A 26,481-nucleotide genomic window follows, 5' to 3' on the forward strand; every position below is an offset into this window, starting at 1 on the left:
AAAGTTCGTCCTATCCAGTTAGAGTGGTCCGTATGTCCTGTTGAGAAGGCACGTTCCGCTTATCGGTGGATGCCTGCCGCGGGCACGGCCTCAGCTAACTTGGTCAAGAAAACCCTTTTGACCAAGTGGATCTTCCGCTCGCGCTGTTCCCGCAGGCGTCACCACCGAACGCTCCTCGTGCCGATGCAGCTATACCCTATGATAAAAGAGAACGTTGAGCATCGCTCCTTCGTCGTTTCAAATGAACAGGACAAGCTGCGTTACGGCCGCTTGCGTGGGGAAAATCCTATTCATGACCAAGTATTGGTGATCGTTCCTTTGGAGTCACTAGAAAAAAAGTTTCTCTACAAGCTGAAAAGGAAGGCTGTTTACCAGCCTTCCTTTTTTAATGGTGTCCTTCATGGGTTGTCATGTCGGCAGGGGCCTGATCTTGAAGATACTGAATGTCTTCAGAAGTCAGTTCACCTACTACAACCTGGGTCATCGGTGAAATGGTTGAGCCTTCATTGGAGGCATGAACCTTTACAAAGTACAGGCCTTCGGTTTCCAAGCTTTTTTCTGAACGCCATGATCCCTCTTTATGATGGCTCATGGCGTTCATTCCAGATGACGTTCCATCCCGATTTGTCCATTCGATATGTACGAAATCAGGGTCTGTTACCGGCTGTCCGTCTTGAGTGAGGGTGACAGTTGTAACAGCTGATCCACCTTTAACTAAATCTTGAGGTATGGAAATTTCCGCTTGGAGGGGGTGTGTAACCTTATACATGGATGCAGCATCTTCCTTCAACTGACATCCCGACAATAACAGCAAAGCTCCAATGATGATGGATATTCCATTAAGCTTCATGGAAAAACCTCCTTAAGGTTCCCACTCGTCTAATGATCAGCTGATCAATGAGAAGGGCGGCCAGCAGGGACAACCCCGCCAGTGGAAAGAATAAGCCGAGAAGAAGCAGTAAGGTGAAGAATGGCTTCACGCTTCTTTCTTTTCTCTCTCTTGGCGCACCCATGCTGTGACTGGGCTTCTTTTTCAACCATAGGTAAACGCCGCTGACAACTACCAGAATAATTCCAAGGCAGATGAAGAGGCTTAGAAGCTGGTTGACTATGCCGAACTGAGTTCCTTTGTGAAGGGTGATCCCCAGAGCGACGGTCTTTCCGATCCAGCCATAATCTTCAAACTGATAGTTGGCAAGAACGGCATTGGAATATTGATCGATGTGAACCGTTGCTTCATCTTGAGCACGTGGTGGAAAAGCGGATAAGGTGTACACGCCTTCCGGGGTGCTTGGGTAGTAAACACTATACGTCGGGTGAATATCCAGCCGTTCCGCTTTTTGAACCACATCATTTATGGAAACAGGCGTCAGCCCCTGGACAGCAGAAACGGGAACATCCAGGGTTTCTGCGGCCCATGGCACTTCCGCAATATCCTTTGTTTCCATATTCGAGGTCGGAGCGCTGCCTGTCCAGACGGAAGGGGGATAGCCTTCCCCAGTATTTGTGGCCATGTTTTGGAAGTTGGTGCCCCAAAGCCCGGACCAAGGAAGACCGGTCATTATTAAGAAAAGCATGCCGGCAGAAATCCAGAAGGCAGGAACCGTGTGCAGATCCCGCCGGAAAATATTCTTCCCTTTATTGAAACGCGGAATCCATATACCCCAGGGGCCTTTCCTTTTCCGGGGAAACCATAAGTATATGCCTGTCACGATTAACACAACACCCCAGCTCGCGGCTAATTCAACAATTCTGTCGCCCGTTGTGCCAGCCATCAGCTCTCCGTGAATTTCTTCTATTTTATCCATAATGCGGTCTTCATCTTTTAAAGTTCCCATGGTTTCGCCTGAGTAGGGATCAACGAATACCGTAAGTCCATCCCCTTCAGTCTGTAGGTTGACTTCACTGGAGCGGATGGGAGATTCTCCTGGGCGGAATGCAGTAGTAGTTCCTTCTGGATATTCAGCTTCCGCTGCCTGCACCTGTTCGGATGCTGGTACCTTTTGGCCTGTTTCTGTTACCTCATGATACTCACTGTAAAGAACAGCTTCAATCTGGGGTTTGAACAGGTAAACAGCTCCTGTAACGGCCAGTATCAGAAGAAATGGGGCGAAAAGGATACCTGCGTAAAAGTGCCATTTCCATATCGTCTGGTAGAGGGTCGCTCTTTTTTTCTTTTTTGACTGCTTATCTGCTGGAAGGGGATGATGGCTCATGTGTCCGGCTCCTTTAACATTGGGATGGTTTGGTTTTTAGTCGGCATAAAGATTACGAATGAACGATCCAACTGGATCAATATGCATAGATAGATTTTGAGGATGGAGAAAAAAGCTCCATCTATCAGGGTATAAAAAAAGGACAACCCCTTCAAATAGAATTGGATAAGGAAGAAAATTACGAGATGATTGTGCGATTCTTGTCATGAAATAGTCACAGAACAGACAAAAAAAGCTCTCCATAAGGAGAGCTTAAGAGTGTATTCATGTTCAGACCTTTAAAGGGAGCGGCGTTTTAGTAGTTTTCATTAAACTGCTGGATGGTTGTGGTCAGCTTGTCGAGCTGCGATGGGTTTTGTATGGAAAAAGAAGGGTCGTTTACCAACGTTTTGATTTCTTCCTTCAGCGTTCGTAAGGAAGACGCCAATGCTTTATTGTCTGCATCTGTCTCCTGTTCGAAGGAATGGTGGGTGATGATTCCGTTCAGAGTGAACAGGGCGTTATTGTACTCGTTGAACCATCCCTTTTCAAGCAGGGCTGAACGCTCGGCCGTATTTAAGAGGCGTTGGTTTCCCGTCAACCGCTGCAGACTTTTGGTCAAAAGGGCCGTCTTCATTTGGGCTCCAGCCTCTCCAGAGTCCTGGTTGTGGTAGGATTCATAGCTGATCGCTACATCTTCCAACATAAAGGGGAGTTCTTTAATGATGGATTCAGAGGCGGCCACTGAAAATTCATCCACATCATCCGCCCGGCTGAAATCAAATGCCAGATAGGAAGAGAGGAGTGTTGTGAAAAGAAGAACGGCACTGATCAGTTTCCATCGATTCATGTTTGGTGCTGCCACTCTTCCCGAAGAACCCCCATGCGGATAGAGTCATAATAGTCACCCTGATAGATACGGACTTTCCGCATCCTTCCTTCAATTTTCATCCCCAGCTTCTCCCCGACACGCATCATTCGTTCATTCCGCGACCACGTCGTAAGCCCTATCCGGGCCAGTGGGAGGTTTTCGAATAAATGACCGATCCAAAGCTTGAGCGCTTCTGACCCATAGCCGCCGTTCCAGTAGACAGGGTCGTATATCCCGATGCCGACCTCGAGCCACAGCGAAGGCTTGTGCTCCCAGTAATAGGAAACGGTGCCGATGATGACTCCGTTCACTTCGATGATCAATCTTGAATCGGGTTCATCGGGGGCGAGCCTGCGCTTTCTGGCGTACTCATGACTTCGATAGCTGTCCATTGTATGAGGCTCCAGAGGATAATAAGGAGCATCCCATTTTTTCCATTCCGCGTTTTTTCCATAAATTAAAGGATAAAGAATGGGTATATCTTCTTCTTCAATACTTCGTAGTGTAACGAGCTGACTGGTCAATTTTAGTGCCTTATTCAGTTTTTGCAAGCGCATCCCCCTCCGTTCACACTTTTTTCCATCGTACCATAATTGAAGAGGGTTGTTTGAAAAAATGGAAGTGTGGAATTAAAATAAGGAAACGTACATAAGCAGGGCAGGTGAGAAGATGATTCATGTTATGGCCTATTCAAAAGAAAACGGCCTGAAGGAAGGTTTATCGGTGGATGACCTGCATAACCAGCAGTGGGATTGGTACTGGGTGGATTTTGAAGCCCCGACCGAAGATGAAGTGAAACGGTTGGAAACAGATTTCCATTTTCATCCGCTCGCCGTGGAGGACTGTCTCCATGGATTGCAGCGGCCGAAGCTGGATTATTATGATGATCACACATTTCTCGTCATCCATTCAGTCGACAGCACGACATTGGAACGGAAGGAAGTGGATATCTTTCTCGGGGAATGTTCCATCGTCACCTTTCATAAGGAAAAGAACGCCCCCCTGGATCAAGCGCATACTATCGTAAAACGGACGCGCGATTTCACCCAGGTGGATGAATATTATATTTTCCATCAGATTCTGGATAAAGTGGTCGATAACTATTTCCCGATCATTTACGGAATTGAAGATCATATCAATGATATTGAGGACAATACGAAAAACCTGTCGATGGAAAAGCTGCTGGAGCAGTTGTTTGACAGGAGGGGGGAACTGTTGACATTAAGGCAGACGGTTCACCCGATGCGCGATCTTTTGTATCGGATTTTGAACTCTCATCATTTGGAAGGGGTGTTCGAGCGGAGGGAATACTTTGCGGATATCCATGACCACCTGATCAAAGTGGCAGATATGATTTTGTCCAACAGGGAAATGACGCAGGATATCCGGGACAGCTATATGTCTTTAAACTCCCATGAGACGAACCGGACAATGCAGATTTTGACCGTCATCAGTGTCATCTTTATGCCTTTGACATTCATCGTCGGGGTGTATGGCATGAACTTTCAACATATGCCGGAGCTTGGATTCCAATACAGCTACCTGATCGTCTGGATCATTATGATCGGTGTTGCTGCAAGCATGTTCTTCTGGTTCAAAAATAAAGGATGGTTTGATTAAGGAAAAGGCGGAGAATGAATCTCCGTCTTTTTTCCGTCTTAAGGAGGAGAAAAGTTCACTCGTCCGGCCGTTATGGAAATGAGGGGGGCGTTCTATACTGGAGATAACTACAAAACAAAGGAGATGAAAGCATGTGGAACCCTTTGGAAATCTCCATTGATATGGAAGAACGCCGGCCTCGATAAACGAAAAAAAGCGCCTGGAGATCACCTCCAGGCGCTTTTGACTTTAATCTTCCTGATCAAACCAGAGCAGTTCGTCGTCGTCGACGAAACCATTATAGTTAATGAAGATTTCTTCATCCGCTTTGATATCTGTATAAGCATAAAAGTCAAACGTATGCGTATCAAAATTAATGACATAATTCGCGTTCGGTTTATAGGAATGATTGAACATCATCCCGTATCCAAGAACGAAGGCGGTATGGTTTTCCCCGTATTCAAAGGCATAATCGGCAAGCATTGTTTTTTCAATATGCTCGTGTTCTTCGTTCGGATAAGGAATAACCGGTGCCCTGTGGATCAATTCGTCCTTTTGAATATTACGGACAGCAAACATTCCGCGTCCCAGTTCGTCGTCTTCCAGTGTGGAAGTCCGTACTTCGATCATTTCGTTCACCTGCACTTTCTGTTGAGCGGTCTTCTTCCCTAGTCTGACAGGTTGAAGGGAAAAATACAACTTTCCCTTTCGAAAGAATAAGAAAAACAAGCGGTTGGATACTATACGTGACTCATCAAATCAAGGGAGGAGCATTCCCGTTGCTGAAAAAATACAACATGGTGTTTAAAGTATCCGCTGCTATTATGCTTGTGCTGGTCGTGTTCGGGGTCATATGGCCGGACGCGCTTGAACAGACGACCTCATCCATAAAAACACTCATTGCCAACACCCTCGGGTGGTATTACTTAATTGTTGTCACCTTGTTTCTTCTCGTTTGTTTATCTTTTTTAGTCACACCTTTGGGAAGGATCAAGCTCGGAAAGAAGGACGATAAGCCTGAATTTTCCCGTCCGACATGGATTGCGATGCTGTTTAGTGCAGGTATGGGAATTGGGCTTGTGTTCTGGGGAACAGCGGAGCCGATTAGTCATTATGCTGTCAGTTCACCGACAGGGCAGACAGGAACTGAGCAGGCAATTAAAGATGCTATGCGCTTTACGTACTTTCACTGGGGCATCCATGCGTGGGCGATTTATGGCATCGTTGCTCTTGTGCTCGCTTATTTCAATTTCCGTCATGAACAGCCGGGGCTGATCAGTGCGACACTGAAGCCGCTGATCGGTGAAAAAGCAGCGAAGGGCGCGTTCGGCCAGGTCATCGATATTCTGGCTGTGATCGCTACTGTAATCGGGGTTGCAACCACCCTTGGGTTTGGAGCCGTTCAGATAAACGGAGGTCTTTCGTACTTGTTTGACCTTCCATCCGGCATTCTTGTCCAATTTATCATTATCGCTGTCGTGACGGTCTTGTTCATGATTTCCGCCTGGTCAGGACTTGGAAAAGGAATTAAAATTCTCAGTAATGCCAATATGGGACTGGCGAGTCTGCTGTTTCTGCTCGTCTTCATCCTTGGGCCGACCATGTTTATTTTGAACTTATTTACGAACTCAATTGGTACGTATGTGCAGAATCTGCCGATGATGAGCTTCCGGATTGCTCCGTTAAATGCCGAGACGAGAGACTGGATTGACGCGTGGACATTGTTCTACTGGGCCTGGTGGATTGCCTGGAGTCCGTTCGTCGGTGTATTCATCGCAAGGGTTTCCCGAGGCCGGACCATCCGGGAGTTTGTCTTTACGGTCCTCGTTGTACCCTCGATTATCGGGTTCCTGTGGTTTTCCACATTCGGGGGGACAGCGATTGACATGGAGCACAGCGGTCTTCGTATGATATCGGAACTGACAGCTGAAGAATCCCTGTTCGGAGTATTTGAAAATCTCCCGCTCAGCTGGCTGGCTTCCATTACAGCCATGACGCTTGTGGCAACCTTCTTCATTACCTCTGCGGATTCCGGGACATTTGTCCTCGGGATGATGACGACAGGGGGATCGGAGACTCCGGGAACTTCTATCAAACTGACGTGGGGCGTGCTTCTTTCCGCAACAGCGGTTGCTCTTCTATACACGGGAGGCCTGCAGGCTCTGCAGAACACGATGATCATTGCTGCGCTGCCGTTTTCCATTATTATGCTGCTGATGGTTATCAGCTTTATCAAGGCGATTTATAAGGAAGGAAGGGAACTGGGCGTCGGCCGGTTCAACCCGCCACATAAAGATAAATAGAAGAACCCCACGGCCGGTACAGGGCTGTGGGGTTCCGTTTTGTTCAGTTCTTCAGGATATCGTGATCGACATACCGTTTTCCGTTCAATTCGCTGATGATATTGACGGCTGTTTCTGCACCGTGGCCGGCTGTAATGATGGTGTGTACACTTTTTCCAGCAACTGTCCCGGCTGCCCAAGCTTTCGGGAGGGATGTACGCCCATGCTGGTCTGTTTCAATGATTTTAGCGACCCGCGGTTCGGTGCCATCGGTCGTCTTTACGCCAAGCTGTTCAGCCGCCTTCACGGACATTCCGGTAGCAAACAGGAGATGTTCCGACTCATAGCTGCCTTCCGTAGTTGTGATTTCATAATAGGCGCCATCCTTAAAGGAAAGATTAGTCACTTCTTCAGACTTTAACTCCGCTCCGAATTTTTTCAGCTGCTGATGTCCCGTTTCAAGAAGGGCCGGACCTTCGATCGCGTCCACCCCATAATGATTCTCGACCCAGGCTTTTGCGGTTATACTCTTTCCGTGATCGAGTACGAGCGTTTTTTTACCTGCTTTCGCTGTAAATAGACCAGCTCCGGCCCCGGCTGGACCGGCACCAATGATTGCAATATCGTACATGCCTGTCACTCCTCTACATGAAATTGGTAGACAATTCAATTATATCGGAATGATTAGAAAAAATAAATTTCATATTTCGTGAGCAACCCCGTTGCTTTATCCATAGATGTCACGTATGATTCATTTCGGAATGCGAAATAAAAGGAGGAGAGATCATGAGTGAAGAACAAACGGTCCGCAATCCGAGAGGATTACTGATCTCTCTTTGTGCGGTCATGATGATGTCTGTGATGAACGGGACAATGTTCAATATTGCCGTTCCGGATATCGCTAAAACGTACCAGCTGATGCCGTCAGAAGTCAGCTGGGTAATGACTGGATATATTATGGTTTATGCTGTAGGGGCTCTTACTTACGGCAAGCTTGCTGACTATTATCCGTACAGAACGCTCATTACGTTCGGACTAACGGTTTTTGCCGTGGGGTCTCTGTTCGGTTTCTTTGCCCAGAATTATGCCATGGTCCTCATGGCCCGTGTTATTCAAGCTCTTGGAGGTGCGATGATCCCGGCGCTTGTTTTCCTGGCTCCCATCCGGTATTTTCCGAATGAACGCGGAAAAGTACTTGGGATTGTATCTTCAGTCATGGCTTTTGCGTCGGGGATCGGTCCGATCGCCGGAGGATTTATCGCTGGCTTTCTTGACTGGCGCTATTTGTTCCTGACATCAGCGCTGATCATCATAACCCTGCCGTTTCTGAGGAAGAATCTGCCTCAGGAAGAAGCGAAGAAGGGATATATCGATTACGTGGGTGCTGGTTTGATCGGAGGTTTCATCTCTACCCTTCTTCTGGCGATTACACTCGGAGTGACGTGGCTTTTTGCCGTGTCCGCCCTGTTTTTTGCCTTGAACCTTTGGCGGATGAAGATGATTGATGAACCGTTTATCCCGCCTCATCTGTTTAAGAATGTCAAATACACAGCGACGATCGTTACGAGCTTTTTAGGTGTTGTGTGCTTGTTCGGAATGATGTTTATGCTTCCGATTATGTTCAGGGATGCCTACCAGATGGATACGATGACCATCGGTCTGATTCTTTTCCCTGGTGCGATCAGTGCGGCCCTGATGGGGCAGAAGGGCGGAAACCTTGTTGATTCCAAAGGGAATACCTTTGTCCTTTATCTTGCTTTAACGCTGTTGATCACGGGATTTGCCGTTCTGTCCACCCTCGTCGGTGCCCATCCGTATGTGTTGAGTGCCGCTATCATTATTTCATACATGAGCTTCCCGCTCGTTCAGGCTTCTTCTGCCGATATTCTGGCCAACCTGCTTCATAAAAATGAAACAGGGGTCGGGATGGGTGTGTTTAATCTATTGAACTTTGTCTCAGGAGCTTTAAGTGGAGCGGTCATCGGAAAAGCATTGGATCTGTATGACCCTTTCCAACCTATAAATGTGCTTGGATTTAACGGGAACACAGCCATTTACAGTAACGTCTTTTTAGTTTTTGCTGTCATCATTGCCGTTGGTTTCATTCAGTTCAGGCTGAACTACAACAAAACGAAAAAGCCGGCAGCACAAGAAGAACCCGCCTCCTTATAAGGAGCGGGTTCACAGCTTGTAGAGAAATCTCTGTTTCTTTACAAGCTTTTTTCTTTCTTGCCGCCAGGAGCGAAAGCCCCTTCCCTTTCCGCGGACGAGCGCCCGAGCTTCCTCGCAACACCCACGCTCGGCGATCTCGGCCCACTCGTTCTTCCGCAGGAGTGGAAGGGGCACCGCTCCTTGGGAGTTCTTTAACATCGACAAAGACTCTCCTTCACCCAGCTCAACTTTACTGGATGGAGGAGAGTCTTTTTTAGATTCCGGCAGGCAGCCGTATCAGCGGCTGTGCTTTTCCTTTTTCTTTTCCACGCAAGCGGAAAGTGACCCTTCCCACGACAAATGGAAAACTCTAACTGGTTAACACACGCTTTTTCGACAGCCAAAGAACCCGCTCCTTATAAGGAGCGGGTTCTTTTTCATTTCGTATGATAAAAGAGTGATGATTGCGTAAAGCGGTAAGTATGCCTGTTAAACAGGGATGGATGTTTCGTCCGTGACCATGGAAGAACTGTATTTCCTGCGGCAGACACTGTTTACGATGGTGTCGTCAAGAAATGCGGTGATCTCCTCGTATACATCTTCTACACAGCGGCCGTCAATGATCAGCACGAATGGGTCATCTATATTCATGAATAGGAAAAAAGACAACATTTTGGGAAGGTGTCCGGCATCTGCAATCAATTGATTCTGATGGATGTATAAGTCGCATCCATGCTGTTTGACGGTATGGTGCACCTTCATGATTTCATTCGTTTTTAAAGGACGGTTCAACTGAATCTGGTAAGATGACAGCTCATTCACTGTCGTCACCTCCGTATTAGTTTGTTGATATAACGTTACCCCGGTGCTGTTTATACTAAACATCGACGCATTTACTCTTCATATATCATTTTCCGTGTCATTCCACCATCGACCACAAGGTTTTCCCCATTCACAAAATCGTTCTCCGGATCGGTCAGGTAAAAGCAGGCTTTCGCCACATCCATCGTCCGGCCTGCACGATTGGATAAATGCTGGAGGTGGTCACCTTCTGTCAACTCCTCGGAGCCTGTGTGGATCCAGCCGGGGCTGATGCAGTTGACCCGGATGGACCACGGAGACAGGGAAGAGGCCATGGCATGAGTCAGCGCTGTAATGCCGCCTTTGCTGGCTGCATAGGCTTCTGAATCCGGCTCACTCATCAAAGCTCTCGTGGAAGCCATATTTACGATTCTTCCGTTCGTCCCATTCTTTTTCCACAGTGCTGCAGCGAGCTTGGAAAAGAGAAATACGCTGCGGAGGTTGGTATTCAGTATCCGGTCCCAATCTTCCACAGACAACTCGAACATGGATGTAAAGGTGCTTTCTCCGGCATTATTGATAAGGATCGAAAAGGAACGGCTGTCTTCATTCAACTGTTGAAAAAGCTCCGCTGTACTATCCGGGTCACTGACATCACAATAATAAAAAGCGCCTCTTCCTCCGGGAAGGCTTTCGAGTGCTTCTTTTCCTTTTTCCCGGTCCTTATCCACCCCGATGACCTGAAAGCCTTTTTCTGCATAAAATCTTGCTGTCCCAAAACCAATTCCATCTGCCGCACCTGTGATCAGGACGGTTTCATTGCGTTCGCTCATGGGTTGTCCACCTTTTTCTCTAGATTGGAATAGCTTTTCAGCCTTGTTCAAAAGCAAGCCTCATGATAAGCTTTTTTTTAACAAAAGGATGCACGTTCTCTCCCGTAGAGCCCACCATATCAGGGAGAGACTGGAAATCGACGGAGGTGATCGTATGGCTCGTGTTACCCTGGTAGATGTATTTAAGCACAGAATAACACAAAAGTATCTTCAACGCTCAGGCATTCATCACGCGGTCACCGTGGCAGGTTATGCGTTTGATATGGCGGTTGAAAAAGGAGTGGATCCAGATCTTGCAGCGAAATCAGCCCTGCTTCATGATATGGGGCACTATGAATGGTACAGGGATGGGAAATGGGATTATGATGAATACCGCCGACATGACATCCATGCCATCAAAGGAGCAGAGAGGGCTCATAAACTGCTGATCCGGCTTGGGGAAGACCGGCTGACTGCGAAGGATGTATCCGTCGCTGTTCTTCTGCATACGGACAGCTACCTTCCGTTTGGACTGGATGAAAAAAGAACCCCGCTCCAGCATGTGGTCGCCAAGGCCGATGAAAAAGATGAACAGCCGATGGGGCTGCATCATTATAAGGAAATGGATAAAAGTGAAGCATTGAAACGTCTGCACGAACTGGACCAGAAAATCGAAGCCTTTTTCGATGAGAAGGATCCTGAATCTGTATGAAGCGTTTCAGAAAAGTCAAATGATTTACACAAAAAGGTTTACAATTGGAAAAAAGCCCTATATACTTTCCATTGTAAGAAAAAATTCTCAGAAAGCGAGGTCGGAAATCATGAAAAACACAAAAACGGTTTTCCTGAATAATTTCATACCATCGACCTGCGCTCGGAATAATTTCTGAGACCAACGACTATTTTACCTACAATGAATCATGATAGCCGCAGGAGGTGCATATTGTATTCCTGTGGCTTTTTTAATGGATTTGAATGTTGAAAAGCCGCAGACCTCCTGCGGCTTTTTCTTATGCTGTCAAAGAGTAATTTTACTCTTTTGATATAAAATTACACTATATTTATGAAGGAGTTGACACCTATGACGATTCATTTTTTCCTGTTTACGATTCATGTGACCAAAAAGAAGCAGCAGCGTCTGCAGCCGGTTCCCGGGTACCAACCCACAGTCAAAGACGAATGGCTCGACCGTAAATCATCCGCTTTTAACCGCTACGTGTAAATACAAGAAGGAGGAGAATAAACAATGACACAGACATTCAAGATGGTCTTTATGAGCTGGTTCAATGCGGAGAAGGATACGGATTAGCCTCATTACAAAGAGGAGGTAGAACGATGAGATTGAATATGCTGATGTTTACGATTGTTATTGAACGGACCAGTCGTAAAAACATGGATCACTCCATCCAGCGTGCCCGCGCGATTGGGAAGAAGATCAATGATGTGAAATCCAAATACCACATATGATGCAAACCCCTGCTGTGCAGGGGTTTTTCTTTGGCGTATCCTGATTTTGGTATCATATTGAAATGTAGAGCGGTGAAGAATAAGGACGAGGGGAGGGAGTCGAGATGGCTTCAGGGAATAAAAAACTTGCTGAAACCGGCAGAAAGAAACCAGCAGAACGTAAACGAGGACGTGGCAGAGATCAGGGGGAGACAGCCGTGAACCACGTCGTCAATGTCTATGACCCCATCTAACAGAACAATGACAGGGTGAGCTGTATAAAGGCTGCCGGTACATACACCGGCAGCCTTTTTCTTATGGTTATCCAATACCAAGGGATGATCCTTGTTCTTCTTCTGTGAAGTAGGGACAGAGGTGCCTCATGGTAGACGTGTTTGATGATCTCTCTGCATGATTCAGGGGAAGGGGGGAATCCCTTTCTCCTGAATCTGACTGGAGGAGCCTGTCGGTAATTACTTCCGCAGCAGGCCCATCACACACAAGGTTCCGGTATCATCGATCTATAACGTAAGGTCCGTAAGAAAACATGGGCTGTCCATATGTTTCAGAATCGTCTGTAAAGGGAAAAAATGATTACATTCGACAACCTTTGAAAAAGTTGGAAAAATGCTTTATGTTCTAAGAAGCGTATCCATTTTACCGGATCACAGAAAGGAAAGAAATAGATGGCACATTTACATAGAACACCTCTTCCCGTCCTGGATGCTGTGGAAAGGGTCATGCAGTATAAACGAAAGGGCGGGGTGGAAAAGAAATTCCTTCATGAAAGTGGTGGACGAGTGCTGGCAGAAGATGTATCTGCCACTCATGCCGTACCTCCTTTTCATAAATCTCCTTACGACGGTTTTGCTTTGTCTTCAGCGGATACAAAAGACCTGTCCCGCGAAAATCCGGGAACGTTCCAGGTTATAGAAACGGTGGCTGCAGGACACCGGGCTTCAAGGGAGCTGCGGCCGGGGGAGGCCGTCAGAATAATGACAGGTGCTGAAATCCCACAGGGGGCGGACTGCGTAGCTATGTTTGAAATCTGCACCACGGGAGAAGATCAAACAGGGCACCCGGTTATGACGCTTAAGAGGAGGATGGATGCAGGGCAGAATGTAATTCAGAAAGGCTCGGAAGCAGAGCAGGGAGAAGTGCTCGTACCGGAAGGAGCTAAAATAAATCCGGGGGTCCAAGCCCTGCTGGCCACGTTCGGTTATTCTGAAATCAGCGTATATAAAAAACCCAGGGTAGGTGTTTTTGCCACAGGTACAGAACTGCTGGAAGTGGATGAACCTCTGGAACCTGGGAAGATCCGCAATTCCAATGCATCTATGATTCAGGCTCAGTTGCAGAGGTCCGGGGCAGCGTGTACATATTTAGGAAAACTGGATGATGATTTTGATTCCTGCTATGAAGCGGTCTCCAGTGCTCTTGGAGATTACGATGTATTGGTGACAACAGGGGGCGTCTCTGTCGGGGATTATGATCTGATGCCGGATATTTACGAAAAGCTGGATGCGGAAGTCTTATTCAATAAGGTGGCGATGAGACCGGGGAGTGTCACAACGGTCGCAGAGCATCACGGAAAACTGCTGTATGGACTGAGCGGAAATCCTTCGGCCTGCTATGTCGGGTATGAATTATTTGTCCATCCGATCCTTCAGCATTTTATGGGGAACACACGTCCCTATCACACCCGGGTGCAGGCTGTTCTTGGTGAGGATTTCAAGAAAGCCAATCCATTTATGAGGTTCGTCCGTGGGAAACTGCACTACGAAGAGGGGAAAGTCGTCGTTTATCCCGCCGGCATGGATAAATCAGCCGTTGTGACCTCACTGGCCCATACAGATGTTTTCATCGTCTTAAGAGGCGGTACAAGGGGATACAGCAAAGGGGACATGGTGGAAGCCGTCCTTTTGGAAGACCAGACGGGTCAAACACAATTTTAAAGGGGTGATCCTATCGATTCCCGTATCATAGACCGACTAGGAAGGCCGATTAAAGATCTGCGGATATCTGTTATTGATAAATGCAATTTCCGCTGCAGCTATTGCATGCCTGCCGAGATTTTTGGACCGGATTATTTATTTATGCCGGAAAAAGAGCGGCTCAACTTTGATGAGATCATACGTCTTGTCCACATCTTTGCCCAGTTCGGTGTCGAAAAAATCCGTCTGACCGGAGGGGAACCTCTGCTCAGAAAGGATCTGGATGTACTCATCCGGCGTATCCGGGAAATTGACGGAATCAAAGATATCGCTTTGACGACGAATGCGGTGATGCTTGTGAAGCAGGCAGAAAAATTGAAGGCCTCGGGACTAGACCGGGTGAACATCAGTCTTGACGCCATTGAAGATGAAGTGTTCAAGAAAACCAACGGCCGAGGAGTTCATACGGATCCGGTCCTGCGTGGAATTGAAGCCGCGAGAAAGGCTGGACTGGGAATTAAAATAAATATGGTCGTAAAAAAAGGAATGAATGAGGATCAGATTCTTCCGATGGCCCGTTACTTTAAAAAGACGGGGGACAACCTTCGATTCATTGAGTTTATGGAAGTCGGAAACCATAATGGGTGGAATATGGATGCCGTCGTATCAAAAAAAGCCATCGTTGATGCTATTCATGAGGAGATGCCTTTAATTCCGGCAGAAGCTAATTATTACGGAGAAGTGGCCTCCCGTTATCAATATGAAGATGGGTCAGGGGAAATCGGCATCATTTCATCGGTTACTGAAGCATTCTGCTCCAGCTGCACGAGAGCCCGTTTGTCAGCAGACGGGCAGCTGTATACCTGCCTGTTTGCGGATTCAGGATACGATCTGCGTGGACGTCTGCGGGAGAATTGGAGTGACGAGGACCTGACCGATTATTTGATGGCTGTATGGGAAGGACGTGCCGATCAATACTCGGCTGACAGAGCCCGGGGAAAACCGATGAAAGAGCGGAAAATTGAAATGTCCTACATCGGAGGATAGAAAAAAGTAAGATTCAGGCTTTTCTCACCCCCTCCTTTTCCTCTATAATGAGTTATAATGATGAATCCCGGAGGTCATTCGGATGAAAACCTTTAAATTGATTTCATTGGACATTGTCGAAGAGAAGAACGAAGACATTACGCAGCGGAGAATCAAGCTGCAGGATGGTTTAATCATCAACCGTGAAGATGATCACGGGCGCTGGGTGATTGAGGCCTACATGGATAACAGCTACCGTTCCTTTTTTGAGGATATGTACCGGAACGGGGATGAGATTATTATCCAGGCGAAGATTACGAAACAGACAAACCGTCCCGCTACGTTTATGGTCAAACCGATCGATTTTAATGAAATTGGTGGTTCAATGAATGTCATTTTCATGGGAACGATGATGGATCGTCAACAGGAACAGGTTGAAAAAGTGCTCAAACAGCTGCTTGATGAAGGATATCAAGGGGAGGATCTGTTGGAGCAGTTCAAGCAGAAAGGCAGCGAATCGAAAGCTTAATTGAACGGACAGAGGCGTCTGGGATCCCCCCCAGACGCCTTCTATGTGCTTCTTTTATCAGCTTTTGTAAATTCATAAATCATGGAAGTATTATGTCGATTATCCTGCTATACTATGAATGATGGTCATCATCGAACAGAAAAAGCAGCATCAAAAGGAGTTTTAGTATGTGGGTGAGAAGAAAAGGCCTGCGGTGGCTTAACGATTTAACACCATTTCAGTTGATTGCAGTGTATTACCTGCTCGCTGTGACCATATCTTCCATCTTGATCGCTCTGCCTGTAGCTCACCAGGACGGCGTGAAGTTGGATTTTATTGATATATTATTTACAGCTGTCAGTGCTGTCAGTGTAACAGGGTTGACAACGGTCCCTACAGCCGAGACTTTCAGTACACCGGGCATATTCATCCTCGCTATCGTCCTGCAGCTTGGCGGGATTGGCGTCATGACGCTTGGAACACTGATCTGGCTTGTCCTCGGGAAGAAGATCGGCCTGAAGGAACGGCGTTTGATCATGACCGATCAGAATCAGACCTCCTTCCAGGGAATGGTACGGCTTGTGAAGGAAATTGTCCTCGTAGTGCTTTTAATCGAATTGATTGGATTTTTAGTGCTGGGTACGTACTACCTCCAGTATTTCGATCCCGGGGAAGCTTACCTTCAAGGATTTTTCGGGACAATCAGTGCCATGACCAACGGTGGTTTTGATATTACAGGACAGTCGCTCGTCCTCTTTAAGGATGACTACTTTGTCCAGTTCATTAATATGATTTTGATTATCGCAGGGGCGATCGGCTTTCCCGTCTTGATTGAGGTGAAGCAGTATCTCCTCCAAAATCAGGAGGAGAAGACGATTCGTTTTTCCTTGTTTGCCAAGCTTACAACCCTGACATTTTTTGTCCTGGTTGTGTTCGGGACGATCATGATTGTCCTGCTTGAGTTCAATCATTTCTTTGCTGATAAGACCTGGCATGAAATATTCTTTTATGCGCTTTTTCAATCCGTCACCACACGGAGCGGCGGCTTATCCACGCTGGATATCAACCAGTTTACAGAGCAGACCCAGTTGTTCATGTCCTCGCTGATGTTTATCGGGGCGTCTCCAAGCAGTGTCGGAGGCGGGATTCGAACGACAACTTTTGCTCTTGTGGTCATTTTTGTGCTCACTTTTGCCCGCGGAGGAAATAACATCCGCATTTTCCGTCGTGAGGTTCATCCGGAAGACTTGAATAAAGCCGTTGTCGTTTTAATTGTTGCTCTATTTGTCTGTCTGAGCGCTGTGATTACATTAACGATTACAGAACCATTTACTTTGAATGAACTTGTATTTGAAGTAACATCTGCATTCGGAACCGTCGGGTTATCCCTGGGGATCACCCCTGGAATGACAACATTCGGGAAGTGTGTGTTAATGCTCCTTATGTTCTTAGGAAGAATAGGTCTGTTGACATTCTTGTTTACGTTCCAGAAAAACGATGCCAGGGGAAATTACCATTATCCGAGAGAAAGAATCATCATTGGATAAACAACAGGAAGCTGAATGCTTGAGCATTCAAATTCATCCTGACCGGTGGAAGAATAGGTTCAAAGCCGGATTCAGGATCTACTCCTGTTCCTTATGGTAACCGTGGAAATCGTCCACGGCGCCGATCATGCAGCGGGCAGCTATTCCCAACGCACACGGTTTTGATGCTGCAGATAAAGACAAAGAACACAGCGCTTGGGCTGTGTTCTTTTTTAATAAGGTATAGGATGAGTCTGTAGAAAGGGGACAGGGAGATGACATACCCTCCTGTTCCCGAATTTTCTTTTCAGACCGGCCCGGCCGCCTGATCTCACTGCGGCAGTTTATGACCAACCCATCAGCAGTAAAATGCTGCACCTACAATAATAAGCAGGATGAACAATACGACGATTAAAGCAAAGTTGTTGCGGTAGCAAGGTCTGTGGCATTGTCTTCCTCCGTAAGGATAGCCTCCGTACATAAGCTCACCTCCTGTTGTTACATTCGTAGCCTATGCAGAGGGAGGCTGTTGTGTATGGTCATTCACCCAGAAAGATCAGTTCATAAATGTCGGTGGAGATAACTTCGTAATGCTGCTCCTTTGGTGAAGGGCATCAGCCTGCTGCTTCTGCTGATGGCTGCATTGGTCGAGCTCTTCGCACCAGTGGTTTATCTGTTCATTGTTATACTGGTTATGGGGCGGATGCTGAGTCGAATGAGAAGGGTAATAAGGTCCCGAAATTCTTTGGTTTGCATACATAGACAGTCCTCCTTCGGCTGTATTTTTCCCATAATTCATGATTTTATCCCGTTAAAATCGGTAGAGGAGAAGGTTTTTTGACACATGTGTCGAAAATAATTAATGTGAATGCTCTTATGTAGGTTATAGAACAACGAAGAAGGGTACATCATGTGTATAGGAAAAAAGACCGGCACATTGAGGAAGTACATTGAATAGCCGGCTTTGTACATATTTTGTATAATGATTGCACAATAGATGTCACATAAGAGAAGGTGAACGTAATGAAAAAGATCGCTGTGATTGGTGCCGGCCCCGGAGGGCTTGCATCGGCTATGATTTTAGCCGCAAAAGGGTACGACGTAGACGTTTATGAAAAACAGCCGTTTGTAGGAGGACGAAACGGTCATTTTTCTTTAGGAGAATATACGTTTGATATTGGACCGACATTTTTAAGTATGCCGCAGATCATGGAGGAGATCTTTGAGATGTCAGGGAGGAACGTCCATGATTATCTCGATTTAAAAGAACTGGCACCAATGTATGAGCTGCAGTTTGATGGGAAACGCATCCCGATGTATCGCGATCGGCAGAAGATGGTGGAAGTCATCCAGAAACATTTCCCTGGAAATGAACACGGGTATGAGCGGTTTATGGAGGAGACAGGGGAGAAGATGCAGGCGCTGATGCCGCTGCTGCAGACGAAACATAACCGTCTGACGGACTATGTTTCCAAACGGGCGTTGAAAGCCCTGCCGAAGTTGTCACTGGGTAAATCCGTGTACGATGTCCTCTCCGACTACTTTACGGATGAGAAGTTGAAAATAGCCTTTACATTCCAGGCTAAATATCTCGGCATGTCTCCGTGGGAATGCCCGGGAGCTTTTTCCATTCTCTCGTACATGGAACACGAATGGGGCGTATTTCATCCCATTGGAGGCGTCAATCAGCTTTCCAAGGCGATGGCCGCAGTGACAGAAGAACACGGTGGGAAGATCCATTTGAACAGTGGAGTAAAACGAATCCATACAGATCATCAGGCCATTTCGAGCCTGGAACTGGATTCCGGCGAAATTGTGAAGGCGGACGAATACATCATCAACGCCGATTTTGCAGAGGCCATGACGAAACTCGTTGATGACGGCGTCCTCCGCAAGCATTCGAAGAAGAAGCTGGAGAATAAAAAATTCTCCTGTTCCACTTTTATGATCTATGTCGGGCTGGACAAAAAGTATGAAATGCCCCATCACACGATCCTGTTCGCCGAAGATTATAAGAAGAATGTGGAGGAAATGACCAAAGACCTCGTTTTATCCGATGAACCCTCCATCTATATTCATAACGCCAGTGTCACGGATGATACACTGGCACCCGAAGGTCATTCGGCTGTTTACATTCTGGCCCCTGTACCGAACAATTATTCTGAAATCGACTGGGAGGATAAGGAAGATACTTTTAAACAATTGGTCTTTGACGAAATAGAAGCGAAAACCGGCTTTTCAGACATTCGGGATCATATCGTCGTCGAGAAAGTTCTGACACCGAAACAATGGGAAACGGACCATTTTGTTCATCAGGGAGCTACGTTCAGTCTTGGTCACCAACTGTCGCAGATGATGTACTTCCGCCCTCACAACCGATTCCAGGAGCTGGATCACTGCTGGCTTGTGGGAGGAGGAACGCACCCGGGAAGCGGTCTTCCTACGATTTTGGAATCGGCACGAATCACCACCGGATGGATTACCGAGAAAGAGGTGGAGCCGGTATGAGACGTACAGCCATTGTCGGAGGAGGAATAGGCGGACTTGTGACCGCTTTGTACTTGTCCAAACAGGAAGGACGACACGTGTCGATTTTTGAGAAGAACGATTTTCTAGGCGGGCGTTTAACTTATGAGCGTCACGGCAGTTTCAAGATTGACCAGGGCCCGACCATCGTCCTTCTGCCAGAAATGCTGCTCACCATTATGGAGGAGGCGGGAATTCCGAGAGAGGAAATCCCTATGGAACCGTGTGATCCGTTATATCATATTCACTTTAAGGATGGGTCCATCTATACGAAACATAGAAATCCAGCTCTTCAGAAGGAAGAACTGGAAGCGAAATTTGCAGGGAACGAACAGCATTTCGACCGGTTCCTTCAGGACATGAAAACGAGGTTCCTGCAGGGAAAAGCACAGTTTCTTGAAAAGTCTTTTGTCGAAAAACGGACGTTCTTTTCGGGGAAGAACATCAAAACGCTGATGAAACTGAAAGCTTATCAAAATGTGAAGAAGATGATGCGGACGTACTTCGATGATGAACGTCTTGTAGAAGCGTACACACTCCAGACGCTGTACATCGGCGGTCACCCCGAGCAGTCTCCGGCGATGTATTCGCTCGTTTCCTACAGTGAGCATGAACACGGGATCTGGTATGTCAAAGGAGGGTACGCCCACCTTGTGGAGATCATACAAAAGGAATTGGAACGCCGCGGCGTTTCGATACACACGAATGCGGAAGTGAGCCATGTGGAGGTGGAGGGGGGAGAAGCTTCTTCCATTACCGTCAATGGAGAAACACGTTCTTTTGATGAATATATCCTGAATGGTGACTTTCCATTAATGGATAAACTGATGCCCGAGAAGAAGCGTCTGAATAGAAAATATACGGCTTCATCCGGATGTCTCCTCCTCTATATGGGTCTTGACCGTATTTATGAAAACAACACGATGCACCAGTTTTTCATGACGTCTGATTTCGACCATCATATGAAACAGGTATTTATGGATAAAGTGCTTCCTGATGAACCATCCTTTTACACGTTCCACCCATCCATTATCGACGGCTCCCTGGCTCCGGAAGGAAAAGGGGTATTGTATACGCTGATTCCAGTACCAGCTGGAAAGGACGTGGACTGGAACGGAAAAGAAGCATTGATCGAGCACGTCCTGGATGAAATGGAAGCCCGCGGTTTCCCTGAACTCCGAAACCATATCGAATGGATGCATGTCCGTTCTCCTGAGGAAGCGGCAAGAGACGGTTTGTTTGAAGGCGGCAGCTTCGGGATTGCCCCCACCCTGTTCCAATCCGGTGTCTTCCGACCACAGCTTCAGCCTTATCCGGTCAGGAATGTATATGCTGTCGGAGCGTCTGTTCACCCCGGCGGTGGCGTCCCTATTGTTATGCAGGGAGCAAAATTGTTGGCAGATTATTTGCAATATGGGTCTAAAAAAAGGCATAATTACAAGCGAGGTGTTTAATGATGACGGATTTGAATCAAGCATACCATCATTGTCGAAGGATTATCGAAGAACATTCCAAGACATTTTCCAAAGCATTCGCTATGCTGCCCAGGCAGCAGAAAAGGGCTGTCTGGGCCATTTATGCTTTCTGCCGGCGTGTGGATGATATTGTTGATGAAGGGACGAACCCGAAAGCAGAGCTGGAGGCGTTCGCCTTTGAATTTGACCAATTCCTTGAGGGAAAGCTTGAACTGAATGATCCGTGCTGGCTCGCTCTGGACGACGTTTTCCGACGTTTTTCTATAGATCCGGACCCATATTACGATATGATCAAGGGGCAGCGGATGGACCTGTATCCGACTTTGATTGAGACGAAGGAAGATCTTCTTGACTACTGCTATCATGTAGCGAGTACCGTTGGTCTGATGCTGCTGCCTGTCATTGCTCCCGGGCGTACGGCTTCTTTAAGGCAGGGGGCTGTTGAACTCGGTTATGCGATGCAGTTGACCAACATCCTGCGGGATATTGGAGAAGATGTGGAAATTGACCGTGTATACTTACCGACACAAGTCATGGAATCCTATGGTTATACCTCTCGGGATCTGCAGAATGGAAAAGTAAATACCGCCTTCATACAAATGTGGGAGGACCTGGCTCATGACGCAGAAACCTATTACGAGAGGGCTTTGAAAACCATTCCCGATTATCCGGTGTATTCCAGAGCTCCTGTGGGGGGAGCGGCGAAGATGTATCGTGCGATCCTTCCCACCGTTCGAAAAAATGATTACCAAGTGTTCGGCCGCCGGAATTACGTTTCGGACAAGCAGAAGAAGCAGATCATTGCAGAAATGCAGTGATGCTGCTTCTTTTTTTATGTAGGAAAGGATCCTGTTCTGCCCGCATAAGCTGATAGAGGGGAATACGAGTGAGAATATTATCGATAGTCAGTGCCCTGCTTCTCATTTGCTGGGGAATCGGTTTATGGATGCAGAAAAAACAGGATGGGCATGAAAAGAAAAGCCGAGGTCTGCGGTGGTTGGAAAAAGTACGTCTGATGGAACAGTTGTGGGAACCGGTCAAGGAAATTAAAGGGGTGTCAGTTGCACCGCCTTTAAGAATTGTTGCCGTACACACCCGTCTTACCGACACAGAAGCTATCCGAAGGCTGAAAACAGCATGGCTGATGGACTGGCGGTACGAAGGAAAAGGGCTGGTGACAGAGTCAAACTCTGTGCTTTTTTACTATGAAGATGGACGTCCATACTGGGCCTTTCATGAGCTGTGGAATAAACCAGGATCTGGTAAAACAGCAGAAGGCTATCACGATTAGCAGTGGGCGGAGGAATGACCGCTGCTTCCCTTATAGGACAAGACCAGGGCGGCATAGAAAAAGGGGGAAGCTATATGACGCTTGTGTTATGGATAGCAGGAGGCTTATTCGTGTCAGGACTGTGCTTGAATAAGATATTGAAGAATGTTCTAGTTTTATGGATCTCTGCTATCGGCATCGGCTCCGCATGCGGAGCCGTTGTTTCTTCGGGTATTCCGGGACCGCTCCTGCTGGCCTCCTATGGGATGATCTTTCTTGCCGGAGCGGGGGTGTCAGGCGGGATTCGTTCCGCAGTCGATTGGACAAAAAGGGAAAGCGGATGATTCATGCGCCGGGGCGTCCACAGGTATAGTTTTCTATAATATAGCAGATACTTGTAACTACGATCTGTTGTTTATAGAAAGGAGCGTCCTGATGCAGGAGAAGTATTTGATCTACTATCAGGCAAAATCTGGTGTAGTCAAACGTGTTCCCGTGTTTGCTGCTCACCGGGAACAAGCCCGGGAAAGCCATTTGAGAAAGTTTCCTGAAACTAAAATTACACACATCCGATTACTTTAGAAAAGAGACGAATAGCATCCGTCTCTTTTTTTAATGGGTGGTGAAGGGAATAAAAGGGAACACAACAAGGAACAAAAGGACTAGACAGGAGGGATTGGATAATGACGAAGGATGAAGAGATGATTCAGCGGGCGCTTATCATAGCCCGCCGTTCTAAAAAACAAGGAAATGCGCCGTTTGGTGCCCTTCTCGTGAAAGAGGGTGCTGTTATCATGGAGGAAGGAAACCAGGTGCATACAAACAGCGATCCCACCCATCATGCAGAGCTTGCCTTAATCAGGCGTTTCTGCCGGGAAACAGGGGGGACAGACTTGAGTGACTATACGTTGTACACAAGCTGTGAGCCGTGCGTCATGTGCGCCGGTGCTATCGTGTTTTCCAGCGTCCGCCGGGTGGTATACAGCGCTTCAAATAAGCAGATGGCTGAGAAGACAGGCTCGGGAATCATGGTGCCCTGTCAAGACGTTTTCAAAAACAGCCCCCATCAACCGTCGGTGAAAGGGAACGTGTTGAATCGGGAAGGAATAGAGCTTTTTAGTTGAAAACCGCTGGAAAATCCAGCGGTTTTTTGCATCCCTTTTTGTCGAACACCGGCTGTTTTGCCGAGGAATCGAGGGATTCTGCGGTTTGAAATAATATTTCATAGTTCGTTTTCCTTCTTGAAATTATTCCTTTTTATTGGTAAAGTTATGAGAAAATTAGAAATATTAACACATAATGACTAGGGAGGAAAGAACTGTATGAAGCTGTATCTTTCTGTCGACATGGAGGGAATTACTGGGGTTCCCGATCACACCTTTGTCGATTCGTCCAAACACAATTATGAACGCGCTAGAAAAATCATGACACAGGAAACGAATCATGTGATTGAAGAAGCATTTCGAAATGGGGCCACTGAGATTCTCGTCAACGACAGTCATTCTAAAATGAATAACCTGCTTATTGATGAAATCCATCCGGATGTGTCGCTTATTACCGGAAGTGCGAAACCTTATTCAATGGTTCAGGGACTTGATGCGGGCTTTGACGGCGCGGTGTTTATCGGCTATCACGCAAGAGCGGCCCAAAAAGGGGTGCTTTCCCATTCCATGACGTTTGGAGTGCGTCACTTTTTCATTAACGACAAACCCGTTGGAGAACTGGGGTTCAATGCTTTGATGGCCGGCTACTACGGCGTGCCTGTCCTGATGGTGGCTGGTGATGATTGTGCAGCAGCTGAAGCCGAAGACCTGGTGCCGAACATCGTGACGGCACCTGTGAAAGAGACCATCTCCCGTACAGCCGTGAAAAGCCTCACACCGAAAAAAGCCGGTGAGCTTCTCCGGGAGCGAACCGCACTTGCCATAAATAGACGGGGGGAAATAAAGCCGCTCACGACAGTAGCACACCCTGAGCTGAAAATTGAATTCATGAACTATGGACAGGCAGAATGGGCCCATTTGATGCCGGGAACCACACTTGAACCAGGTTCAACAACGGTTCATTTTAAGTCCGTCGATCTACTGGAAGCCTACCAGGCGATGCTCGTCATGACAGAACTTGCGATGCAGGCGACATCAAGCTGAGGGGAGGAAAAACGATTGGTTACATACATAGTGAAACGTTTGGTTTACATGGTTGTTACCGTTTTTATTATCGCTACGTTAACATTCTTCCTGATGAACTTGATTCCAGGATCACCGTTTAACGAAGAAAGGACCACTAATGCAGCGGTTCAGCAGAATCTGGAGGAGCATTACCACTTGAATGAACCGCTCGCTGTCCAGTATGTGCTTTATTTAAAATCCATCATCACTCTTGATTTTGGTCCTTCGATCAAGCAGCCGACCGAAACGGTGAATTCTCTGCTTGGCCGTGGTTTTCCTATCTCAGCTGAACTCGGAATCTGGACGGTTCTGATCGCGCTGGTATCCGGGGTGGCTCTCGGAGTGTTTGCGGCTTTAAAACATAACCATCTGATTGATTACATGGCCATGACTATCGCCGTTCTCGGCATTTCCATTCCAAACTTTGTCCTGGCTACCATGCTGATCCAACAGCTGGCTGTACAGCTGGAATGGCTTCCGGCAGCGACCTGGAGTTCTCCTGCTCATATGGTTCTCCCTGTACTCGCCCTTGCAACAGGGCCGATGGCGATTATCGCCAGGCTGACACGATCGAGCATGTTGGAAACCTTGACCCAGGACTACATAAAAACAGCCCGTGCCAAAGGGCTTTCTCCCTATAAGGTCGTTGTGAAACATGCATTGAAAAATGCCTTGATGCCGGTCGTGACCATTATGGGGACCCTCCTTGCAGGAATTTTAACAGGCACTTTTGTTATCGAAAAAATCTTCGCTATTCCAGGTATGGGCAAATATTTCGTAGAAGGGATCAACCAGAGGGACTATCCAGTCATTATGGGAACGACCGTATTTTACAGCGCTTTTCTCGTATTCATGCTGTTCCTTGTTGATATTGCCTATGGCTTTTTAGACCCGCGCATCAAACTTCATAAGGAAGGGGGGAGCAGCTGATATGTCTGCTTTAAAAGAAAAGCAACGGGATGATTCCCATTCATCGATTCCGGATGAGTGGTTCCGGCCAAAAGAGAAAAACATCGATGAGGCTGAGTCTGTGGTCCGTCCTTCCCTTTCATACTGGGAAGATGCCTGGCGCAGGCTCCGCCAGAACAAATTAGCCATGGCAGGGTTTGTTTTCCTCATTCTGCTTGCCGTCATGGCGGTGATCGGCCCATGGATTTCCCCGTATACCGTGTCCGAAGCTTCCCTGGCTGATCAAAACCAGCCCCCGTCAATGGACCACTGGTTCGGGACGGATGAACTCGGCCGTGATGTGTTTACAAGAACGTGGTATGGAGCAAGAATTTCTTTATTTGTCGGTTTGATGGCCGCCCTGATTGATTTCTTTATCGGAGTCGTTTATGGAGGGATCTCCGGTTATAAAGGCGGCCGTACGGACAATGTGATGATGCGGATCATTGAAATATTGTACGGCCTTCCTTACCTGCTCGTTGTCATTCTTCTGTTAGTCGTTATGGGGCCGAGCCTTTTGACCATCATTATTGCTCTTACAGTAACCGGATGGGTGGGGATGGCAAGGATTGTCCGTGGGCAGGTGCTGCAGTTGAAGCACAACGAATTTGTGATGGCTTCGCAGTCCTTTGGTGCCAAAACGAAACGGATCATCCAGAAAAATCTGCTGCCTAATACGATGGGGCCCATCATTGTACAAATGACGCTGACCGTTCCGACGGCGATTTTCGCCGAAGCCTTTTTAAGTTTTCTCGGTCTCGGCATCCAGTCTCCCTATGCCAGCTGGGGAGTCATGGCGAACGATGCCCTCGGCGTCATTTTGTCGGGGGACTGGTGGCGGCTGTTTTTCCCGGCCTTCTTTATTTCAGCAACGATGTTTGCATTTAATGTGCTCGGGGACGGGCTGCAGGATGCGCTCGACCCACGCTTAAGGAGGTGAGGA

General features: G+C 47.3%; 30 protein-coding genes. 20 read left to right on the top strand and 10 right to left on the bottom strand.

The window, feature by feature from the left end:
- Positions 1-385 precede the first annotated feature (385 nt).
- The 4 genes from ACXAD6_RS07200 to ACXAD6_RS07215 form a co-directional block, all read right to left on the bottom strand.
- A complete protein-coding gene (locus tag ACXAD6_RS07200) occupies positions 386-850 on the bottom strand; it encodes a FixH family protein (protein WP_474968300.1) in 465 nt (154 codons plus the stop codon).
- Entirely contained in the window at positions 840-2,216 is a 1,377-nt protein-coding gene (locus ACXAD6_RS07205) for a PepSY-associated TM helix domain-containing protein (protein ID WP_474968301.1), read from the bottom strand. The genes ACXAD6_RS07200 and ACXAD6_RS07205 overlap by 11 nt, the downstream gene beginning before the upstream one ends.
- Positions 2,217-2,511: 295 nt before the next feature.
- The gene (locus ACXAD6_RS07210; RefSeq protein WP_474968302.1) at positions 2,512-3,045 is read right to left on the bottom strand and encodes a hypothetical protein; all 534 of its coding nucleotides are present in this window, start codon (positions 3,043-3,045) and stop codon (positions 2,512-2,514) included.
- Positions 3,042-3,608 (bottom strand): GNAT family N-acetyltransferase, encoded by a 567-nt coding sequence (locus ACXAD6_RS07215; protein ID WP_474970375.1) that lies wholly within the window; start codon positions 3,606-3,608, stop codon positions 3,042-3,044. Before ACXAD6_RS07215 ends, ACXAD6_RS07210 begins: the two co-directional genes overlap by 4 nt.
- A 127-nt stretch (positions 3,609-3,735) precedes the next feature.
- Here ACXAD6_RS07215 and corA point away from each other — a divergent pair, with 127 nt between their 5' ends.
- On the top strand, positions 3,736-4,686 hold the full coding sequence (gene corA, locus ACXAD6_RS07220; protein ID WP_474968303.1) for a magnesium/cobalt transporter CorA: 951 nt from the start codon (positions 3,736-3,738) through the stop codon (positions 4,684-4,686).
- Between the two features lie 228 nt (positions 4,687-4,914).
- Here corA and ACXAD6_RS07225 read toward each other — a convergent pair whose 3' ends face one another.
- A complete protein-coding gene (locus ACXAD6_RS07225; RefSeq protein ID WP_474970376.1) occupies positions 4,915-5,295 on the bottom strand; it encodes an SET domain-containing protein in 381 nt (126 codons plus the stop codon).
- A gap of 152 nt (positions 5,296-5,447) precedes the next feature.
- Between ACXAD6_RS07225 and ACXAD6_RS07230 the strand changes: the two genes are divergently transcribed.
- Positions 5,448-6,968: a glycine betaine uptake BCCT transporter gene (locus ACXAD6_RS07230; protein ID WP_474970377.1), complete on the top strand. Its 1,521-nt coding sequence runs from the start codon at positions 5,448-5,450 to the stop codon at positions 6,966-6,968.
- 43 nt (positions 6,969-7,011) lie between these two features.
- Here ACXAD6_RS07230 and ACXAD6_RS07235 read toward each other — a convergent pair whose 3' ends face one another.
- Complete coding sequence (locus tag ACXAD6_RS07235; RefSeq protein WP_474968304.1) at positions 7,012-7,578, bottom strand: FAD-dependent oxidoreductase; 567 nt, start codon at positions 7,576-7,578, stop codon at positions 7,012-7,014.
- Positions 7,579-7,733: 155 nt separating this feature from the next.
- On the opposite strand from ACXAD6_RS07235, the gene ACXAD6_RS07240 reads away from it, so the two are divergent.
- On the top strand, positions 7,734-9,119 hold the full coding sequence (locus ACXAD6_RS07240) for an MFS transporter (protein WP_474968305.1): 1,386 nt from the start codon (positions 7,734-7,736) through the stop codon (positions 9,117-9,119).
- A 468-nt stretch (positions 9,120-9,587) separates the two neighbouring features.
- Here ACXAD6_RS07240 and ACXAD6_RS07245 read toward each other — a convergent pair whose 3' ends face one another.
- Positions 9,588-9,920 (bottom strand): hypothetical protein, encoded by a 333-nt coding sequence (locus ACXAD6_RS07245; protein WP_474968306.1) that lies wholly within the window; start codon positions 9,918-9,920, stop codon positions 9,588-9,590.
- 71 nt (positions 9,921-9,991) lie between these two features.
- Positions 9,992-10,732, bottom strand: a complete 741-nt coding sequence (locus ACXAD6_RS07250; protein ID WP_474968307.1) for an SDR family NAD(P)-dependent oxidoreductase — start codon at positions 10,730-10,732, stop codon at positions 9,992-9,994.
- Positions 10,733-10,886: 154 nt separating this feature from the next.
- Here ACXAD6_RS07250 and ACXAD6_RS07255 point away from each other — a divergent pair, with 154 nt between their 5' ends.
- The 8 genes from ACXAD6_RS07255 to ACXAD6_RS07290 all read left to right on the top strand — a co-directional run bounded on the left by ACXAD6_RS07255 (position 10,887) and on the right by ACXAD6_RS07290 (position 17,172).
- Positions 10,887-11,423: an HD domain-containing protein gene (locus tag ACXAD6_RS07255; protein WP_474968308.1), complete on the top strand. Its 537-nt coding sequence runs from the start codon at positions 10,887-10,889 to the stop codon at positions 11,421-11,423.
- Positions 11,424-11,792: 369 nt separating this feature from the next.
- Positions 11,793-11,933 (top strand): hypothetical protein, encoded by a 141-nt coding sequence (locus ACXAD6_RS07260; protein ID WP_474968309.1) that lies wholly within the window; start codon positions 11,793-11,795, stop codon positions 11,931-11,933.
- A 113-nt stretch (positions 11,934-12,046) separates the two neighbouring features.
- On the top strand, positions 12,047-12,178 hold the full coding sequence (locus tag ACXAD6_RS07265; RefSeq protein WP_474968310.1) for a hypothetical protein: 132 nt from the start codon (positions 12,047-12,049) through the stop codon (positions 12,176-12,178).
- A gap of 104 nt (positions 12,179-12,282) precedes the next feature.
- On the top strand, positions 12,283-12,411 hold the full coding sequence (locus tag ACXAD6_RS07270) for a hypothetical protein (RefSeq protein WP_474968311.1): 129 nt from the start codon (positions 12,283-12,285) through the stop codon (positions 12,409-12,411).
- A 432-nt stretch (positions 12,412-12,843) separates the two neighbouring features.
- Complete coding sequence (locus ACXAD6_RS07275; protein ID WP_474968312.1) at positions 12,844-14,112, top strand: molybdopterin molybdotransferase MoeA; 1,269 nt, start codon at positions 12,844-12,846, stop codon at positions 14,110-14,112.
- 12 nt (positions 14,113-14,124) lie between these two features.
- Positions 14,125-15,138 carry a GTP 3',8-cyclase MoaA gene (gene moaA / locus ACXAD6_RS07280; RefSeq protein ID WP_474970378.1) on the top strand — a complete coding sequence of 338 codons (1,014 nt, stop codon included), beginning with the start codon at positions 14,125-14,127 and terminating at the stop codon, positions 15,136-15,138.
- 82 nt (positions 15,139-15,220) lie between these two features.
- Complete coding sequence (locus ACXAD6_RS07285; RefSeq protein WP_474968313.1) at positions 15,221-15,646, top strand: YwpF-like family protein; 426 nt, start codon at positions 15,221-15,223, stop codon at positions 15,644-15,646.
- 167 nt (positions 15,647-15,813) lie between these two features.
- On the top strand, positions 15,814-17,172 hold the full coding sequence (locus ACXAD6_RS07290) for a TrkH family potassium uptake protein (RefSeq protein ID WP_474968314.1): 1,359 nt from the start codon (positions 15,814-15,816) through the stop codon (positions 17,170-17,172).
- A gap of 337 nt (positions 17,173-17,509) precedes the next feature.
- Here the strand turns inward: ACXAD6_RS07290 and ACXAD6_RS07295 are convergent, their stop codons facing one another.
- On the bottom strand, positions 17,510-17,632 hold the full coding sequence (locus tag ACXAD6_RS07295; RefSeq protein WP_084162986.1) for a YjcZ family sporulation protein: 123 nt from the start codon (positions 17,630-17,632) through the stop codon (positions 17,510-17,512).
- Positions 17,633-17,707: 75 nt separating this feature from the next.
- Positions 17,708-17,911 (bottom strand): hypothetical protein, encoded by a 204-nt coding sequence (locus ACXAD6_RS07300; RefSeq protein WP_474968315.1) that lies wholly within the window; start codon positions 17,909-17,911, stop codon positions 17,708-17,710.
- 263 nt (positions 17,912-18,174) lie between these two features.
- Between ACXAD6_RS07300 and ACXAD6_RS07305 the strand changes: the two genes are divergently transcribed.
- The 9 genes from ACXAD6_RS07305 (at position 18,175) to ACXAD6_RS07345 (ending at position 26,478) form a co-directional block, all read left to right on the top strand.
- Positions 18,175-19,659, top strand: coding sequence for a phytoene desaturase family protein (locus tag ACXAD6_RS07305; protein ID WP_474968316.1), 1,485 nt, complete (start codon positions 18,175-18,177; stop codon positions 19,657-19,659).
- On the top strand, positions 19,656-21,131 hold the full coding sequence (locus ACXAD6_RS07310) for a phytoene desaturase family protein (RefSeq protein WP_474968317.1): 1,476 nt from the start codon (positions 19,656-19,658) through the stop codon (positions 21,129-21,131). The genes ACXAD6_RS07305 and ACXAD6_RS07310 overlap by 4 nt, the downstream gene beginning before the upstream one ends.
- Before the next feature lie 2 nt (positions 21,132-21,133).
- Positions 21,134-21,970: a phytoene/squalene synthase family protein gene (locus ACXAD6_RS07315; protein ID WP_474968318.1), complete on the top strand. Its 837-nt coding sequence runs from the start codon at positions 21,134-21,136 to the stop codon at positions 21,968-21,970.
- Between the two features lie 68 nt (positions 21,971-22,038).
- On the top strand, positions 22,039-22,443 hold the full coding sequence (locus ACXAD6_RS07320; RefSeq protein WP_474968319.1) for a hypothetical protein: 405 nt from the start codon (positions 22,039-22,041) through the stop codon (positions 22,441-22,443).
- 74 nt (positions 22,444-22,517) lie between these two features.
- Positions 22,518-22,766 carry a hypothetical protein gene (locus ACXAD6_RS07325; protein ID WP_474968320.1) on the top strand — a complete coding sequence of 83 codons (249 nt, stop codon included), beginning with the start codon at positions 22,518-22,520 and terminating at the stop codon, positions 22,764-22,766.
- A gap of 339 nt (positions 22,767-23,105) precedes the next feature.
- Positions 23,106-23,546, top strand: coding sequence for a nucleoside deaminase (locus ACXAD6_RS07330; RefSeq protein WP_474968321.1), 441 nt, complete (start codon positions 23,106-23,108; stop codon positions 23,544-23,546).
- 198 nt (positions 23,547-23,744) lie between these two features.
- A complete protein-coding gene (locus tag ACXAD6_RS07335) occupies positions 23,745-24,569 on the top strand; it encodes a M55 family metallopeptidase (RefSeq protein ID WP_474968322.1) in 825 nt (274 codons plus the stop codon).
- A gap of 15 nt (positions 24,570-24,584) precedes the next feature.
- A complete protein-coding gene (locus tag ACXAD6_RS07340; protein ID WP_474968323.1) occupies positions 24,585-25,520 on the top strand; it encodes an ABC transporter permease in 936 nt (311 codons plus the stop codon).
- A 1-nt stretch (position 25,521) separates the two neighbouring features.
- Positions 25,522-26,478: an ABC transporter permease gene (locus tag ACXAD6_RS07345; RefSeq protein ID WP_474968324.1), complete on the top strand. Its 957-nt coding sequence runs from the start codon at positions 25,522-25,524 to the stop codon at positions 26,476-26,478.
- The last annotated feature ends 3 nt before the right edge of the window (positions 26,479-26,481 follow it).

The sequence above is a fragment of the Halobacillus sp. ABH2_015 genome (assembly GCF_056158945.1).

Excerpts from the sequence above, each read along its gene's own strand:
- ACXAD6_RS07200 (WP_474968300.1), bottom strand. The coding sequence starts at position 850 with ATGAAGCTTAATGGAATATCCATCATCATTGGAGCTTTGCTGTTATTG.
- ACXAD6_RS07205 (WP_474968301.1), bottom strand. The coding sequence starts at position 2,216 with ATGAGCCATCATCCCCTTCCAGCAGATAAGCAGTCAAAAAAGAAAAAA.
- ACXAD6_RS07210 (WP_474968302.1), bottom strand. The coding sequence starts at position 3,045 with ATGAATCGATGGAAACTGATCAGTGCCGTTCTTCTTTTCACAACACTC.
- corA (WP_474968303.1), top strand. The coding sequence starts at position 3,736 with ATGATTCATGTTATGGCCTATTCAAAAGAAAACGGCCTGAAGGAAGGT.
- ACXAD6_RS07225 (WP_474970376.1), bottom strand. The coding sequence starts at position 5,295 with ATGATCGAAGTACGGACTTCCACACTGGAAGACGACGAACTGGGACGC.
- ACXAD6_RS07235 (WP_474968304.1), bottom strand. The coding sequence starts at position 7,578 with ATGTACGATATTGCAATCATTGGTGCCGGTCCAGCCGGGGCCGGAGCT.
- ACXAD6_RS07240 (WP_474968305.1), top strand. The coding sequence starts at position 7,734 with ATGAGTGAAGAACAAACGGTCCGCAATCCGAGAGGATTACTGATCTCT.
- ACXAD6_RS07250 (WP_474968307.1), bottom strand. The coding sequence starts at position 10,732 with ATGAGCGAACGCAATGAAACCGTCCTGATCACAGGTGCGGCAGATGGA.
- ACXAD6_RS07255 (WP_474968308.1), top strand. The coding sequence starts at position 10,887 with ATGGCTCGTGTTACCCTGGTAGATGTATTTAAGCACAGAATAACACAA.
- ACXAD6_RS07260 (WP_474968309.1), top strand. The coding sequence starts at position 11,793 with ATGACGATTCATTTTTTCCTGTTTACGATTCATGTGACCAAAAAGAAG.
- ACXAD6_RS07265 (WP_474968310.1), top strand. The coding sequence starts at position 12,047 with ATGAGATTGAATATGCTGATGTTTACGATTGTTATTGAACGGACCAGT.
- ACXAD6_RS07270 (WP_474968311.1), top strand. The coding sequence starts at position 12,283 with ATGGCTTCAGGGAATAAAAAACTTGCTGAAACCGGCAGAAAGAAACCA.
- ACXAD6_RS07275 (WP_474968312.1), top strand. The coding sequence starts at position 12,844 with ATGGCACATTTACATAGAACACCTCTTCCCGTCCTGGATGCTGTGGAA.
- ACXAD6_RS07285 (WP_474968313.1), top strand. The coding sequence starts at position 15,221 with ATGAAAACCTTTAAATTGATTTCATTGGACATTGTCGAAGAGAAGAAC.
- ACXAD6_RS07290 (WP_474968314.1), top strand. The coding sequence starts at position 15,814 with ATGTGGGTGAGAAGAAAAGGCCTGCGGTGGCTTAACGATTTAACACCA.
- ACXAD6_RS07295 (WP_084162986.1), bottom strand. The coding sequence starts at position 17,632 with ATGTACGGAGGCTATCCTTACGGAGGAAGACAATGCCACAGACCTTGC.
- ACXAD6_RS07300 (WP_474968315.1), bottom strand. The coding sequence starts at position 17,911 with ATGTATGCAAACCAAAGAATTTCGGGACCTTATTACCCTTCTCATTCG.
- ACXAD6_RS07305 (WP_474968316.1), top strand. The coding sequence starts at position 18,175 with ATGAAAAAGATCGCTGTGATTGGTGCCGGCCCCGGAGGGCTTGCATCG.
- ACXAD6_RS07310 (WP_474968317.1), top strand. The coding sequence starts at position 19,656 with ATGAGACGTACAGCCATTGTCGGAGGAGGAATAGGCGGACTTGTGACC.
- ACXAD6_RS07315 (WP_474968318.1), top strand. The coding sequence starts at position 21,134 with ATGACGGATTTGAATCAAGCATACCATCATTGTCGAAGGATTATCGAA.
- ACXAD6_RS07325 (WP_474968320.1), top strand. The coding sequence starts at position 22,518 with ATGACGCTTGTGTTATGGATAGCAGGAGGCTTATTCGTGTCAGGACTG.
- ACXAD6_RS07330 (WP_474968321.1), top strand. The coding sequence starts at position 23,106 with ATGACGAAGGATGAAGAGATGATTCAGCGGGCGCTTATCATAGCCCGC.
- ACXAD6_RS07335 (WP_474968322.1), top strand. The coding sequence starts at position 23,745 with ATGAAGCTGTATCTTTCTGTCGACATGGAGGGAATTACTGGGGTTCCC.
- ACXAD6_RS07345 (WP_474968324.1), top strand. The coding sequence starts at position 25,522 with ATGTCTGCTTTAAAAGAAAAGCAACGGGATGATTCCCATTCATCGATT.